Below are 3,431 nucleotides of genomic sequence, written 5' to 3'. Positions count from 1 at the left end.
TTATGTCTGGAATCACGGGCTGGCAGAGACAAAGCGCATTCTGGATGCTGGCGAAAAACTACCTTCTGCCTTTGAGCTGAACCGGATGCTCACCAGTTGGAAGAAAGACCCAGAAATGGCCTTTCTGACCGAGGCATATACCGACAACCTCCAGCAGAAACTCAAAGACTTGCACGGCGCGTGGATGCGCTGCTTTGATAAAAAACTCGCCGCCAAGGCTCCCGTTTTCAAGAAGAAAAGCGACAACCGCGACTCAATCCGCTTAGTCAACTTTGACAAGTATTGCCGCCTTGAAAAAGGTCGCGTGAAGATTCCTGCCGGTCTGGCGTGGGTCAAGTTTCGCCAGTCCCAGCCAGTTGAAGGGAAAATTAAAAACGCGACCGTCAGCCAAGCAGCCGGGCACTGGTATATCTCCTTTCAGGTCGAGCAGGAGACGCTTGAGCCAATTCACCCCTCCGGCTCAATGGTCGGGCTAGATGCGGGGATCGCCAAGCTCGCAACCCTGTCAGACGGCACGGTGTTTGAGCCCGTCAACAGCTTCAAAACCAATCAGACCAAGCTGGCAAGGCTCCAACGCCAGTTGAGCAAAAAGGTAAAGTTCAGCAGCAACTGGAAGAAACAAAAAGCCAAGATCCAGCGGCTGCACTCACATATCGCCAATACCCGCCGCGATTACCTTCACAAGGTCACAACGACTATCAGCAAAAACCACGCGATGATCGTCATTGAGGATTTGAAGGTTGCCAGCATGTCAAAATCAGCAGCGGGCACGACCAGTCAGCCGGGGCGCAACGTCCGGGCAAAATCAGGGCTGAATCGTTCGATATTAGATCAGGGCTGGTTTGAGCTGCGCCGCCAGCTCGAATACAAGCAGGCATGGCGAGGTGGTCAGGTGTTGGCGATAAACCCGGCCTACACGAGCCAGCAGTGCGCCTGTTGTGGGCATACTGCGAAGGATAACCGCCAGACGCAAAGCCAGTTTAAATGCGCTGCGTGTGGTTATGAGGCGAACGCCGATGTGAACGGCGCTCGCAATATTTTAGCGGCGGGACACGCCGTTTTAGCCTGTGGAGGCGCGGTGCAATCAGGCCGCCCGATGAAGCAGGAACCCGGTACTGCGCGAGCAGCTATCACCCAGTAATGGGGATCCCCCTCCTGTGACGCGAAGCGCTAAGGTGGGGGAGGATGTCAAGCCTACGACTTCTACCGGGTCGATCCCCGTCTGGAGTCGCCGGGGGCGGGTTACCGGGAGTTCATCCAGGCGGCCCACGCCAAGGGGCTCAAGGTGATCCAGGACGTGGTGCTCAACCACTCGAGCCAGTACGGCCTGCGCGGCAAGACCTGGATCGATCGCCTGCCCGTCAAATACTACGTACCGGCGGGGTCGAGCCAGGGACTCATCAACAATGGTCCCTATCAGGGCAATCTTGGGGACTACGCCAGTGCCAACCGCTGTGACGACGACAACCCGGCGGCTCCCGACTGGTACAAGGCCCGCTGCCAGTCGGATCCGGCGGGCACCCAGCCCCTGGTAGATCCCAAGACCGGCGCCACCGTGCCGAGCGCAGGCTACAACCCCAACCGCTTCTTCGGCATCGACGCCCAGACCCTGGATCCCGCCTGGTATCACCTGGACGGTTTCATGTCCGGCGGTGACTGGGAGAGCCCGCTTGCCCTGCAGCGCAAGCACATGGCGGGGGACTGCATCGACTTGGCCACCGGCAACCAGAACGTCAAGGACTACCTCAACGGCGCCATTCGTCAGTACCTCGACATGGGGGTCGATGCCATCCGTATCGATACCTTGAAGCACATCGAGCGGGACGAACTGCTGACCTATGTCCACGACTGGCAGGCCCACAAGCCGGGGCTGTTCGTCTTTGGCGAAAACCTGGTCAAGGGCACCGGATGGGGCTCTGAGCTGGCCAACGACAATGCCTCGGCGGTGATCCGCCCCTGGTGGTATACCCGCACCACGGCCAACCCGGCCAATCCCCGTGCAGGGGGCGATTCCGGCCTCTCGGTGCTGGACTTCTCACTGTTCTCCACCTTCCGTGACAACGTCGCCCGGGGGAACTTTGGCGGGGTAGGGGGGATCTTCGCCATGGACTGGGTCTATGGGGATGCCACCAAGCTCATCACCTTCTTCCAGAACCACGACGTGGGGCCGGACAACGACTTCAAGTACCGCTACGGCGGGGAAGAGGGCAATGCGGCCATGACCTACAACCTGCTCTGGACGGCGCGGGGGATCCCGACCCTCTACTACGGGGAGGAGGTGATGTTCCAGGCGGGCAAGCCCCAGGACATCGACGGGGCCACCATGACGGTGGATCAGACCGGTCGTGTCTACTACGGGGAGGTGCTGGACAACCCCGCCACCCCGAGCCACCCGCTCTATCAGCACATCAAGCGCCTGAACCAGATCCGCAAGGCGGTGCCCGCCCTGCAAAAGGCGCCCATGAGCCAGGTGAACGAGTGGGGGAGCGGCATCAGCTTCGTGCGTGATCTGAGCGCCCAAGGGAGCTACGCCGCCGTGGGCCTTGCGGCCAACTCGGCCCAGCAGATAAACCTGAGTGGCCTGAAGAACGGCACCTACACGGACGCGGTAACCGGTGCGAGCCAGAGCGTCAGCAACGGCAGCCTGAGCTTTGCGGTGCCCGCCTATTCGGCGCGGGTCTGGGTACTGAACGGCCCGGGCAAGGTCGGTGCTGACGGCAAATACCTCAAGTAAGGAAGCCCTGTCACAGGGAGCAGCGAGTCGGCCTTCGGGCCGACTTTTTTATTCTGCCTTCTGCCTATGCCTGAATGGATGCCCCATCCTGATGGGACTCTGGCTGGGGGGCTGGTGGATGGGCAGGCCTGTGGACTCGCGACCAGCACGCTCATGGGAAGGGGGCTAGAGGGAAGGGAAGTAGTGCATCCGCCGCTCGAGTCACTTCATGCTCTGCATATTGCAGTGCTCGTGGCAGTGAGCAAAGCGGTGCCCATGTCGCCTTTGCGCCGCGGTGCAAGGCAAACTGTGCCACTCGGTTGATCTATATTGGTGCAATTGCACTTTATTGGTGCGCTCCATCCACATCCGCCCCTGGAGCCCGCCCCGAAGAAACACGCCGTATGGCCCTCGGGCTTACCCCATGACAGGCATCATCCATGCTGAAAAGCGGCATCGTATCGACATGATCTGCCGAAAAAACGGGCTGTGAAGGGGATACCACGAGGCCTTTCTCGGTGACTCGGGTAAACATGCTGCGCCACTGTGATGGCCGATCACTGAAGTGGTGCATTCGATCTGCACATTGCGCATTTATCAGAATTTAAATCCGATTATTTATGGTATCGCGGACTCTTGTTTTGATTGGCGCTCTTTTTGCTGTGCCTTGTCATCCCCACGATGGCGACATAAGGGGGCGGGGGACGCAAGATTGGGG

General features: G+C 59.5%; 2 protein-coding genes. Both read left to right on the top strand.

Annotation, left to right across the window (positions count from 1 at the left end; all coding sequences use genetic code 11):
- Positions 1–1,141 (top strand): RNA-guided endonuclease TnpB family protein (locus tag C3418_RS23095; RefSeq protein WP_146054152.1); only part of this gene is annotated, 1,141 nt, incomplete at its 5' end.
- Between the two features lie 144 nt (positions 1,142–1,285).
- A complete protein-coding gene (locus tag C3418_RS23090) occupies positions 1,286–2,734 on the top strand; it encodes an alpha-amylase family glycosyl hydrolase (protein ID WP_234932827.1) in 1,449 nt (482 codons plus the stop codon).
- Positions 2,735–3,431 lie beyond the last annotated feature (697 nt).

Origin of the sequence: Aeromonas sp. ASNIH8 (genome assembly GCF_002919855.1) — a bacterium.
Lineage (GTDB): Bacteria > Pseudomonadota > Gammaproteobacteria > Enterobacterales > Aeromonadaceae > Aeromonas > Aeromonas caviae.
Note: the sequence above shows the minus strand (reverse complement) of the source record. Positions and strands in the feature narration are given on the sequence as shown.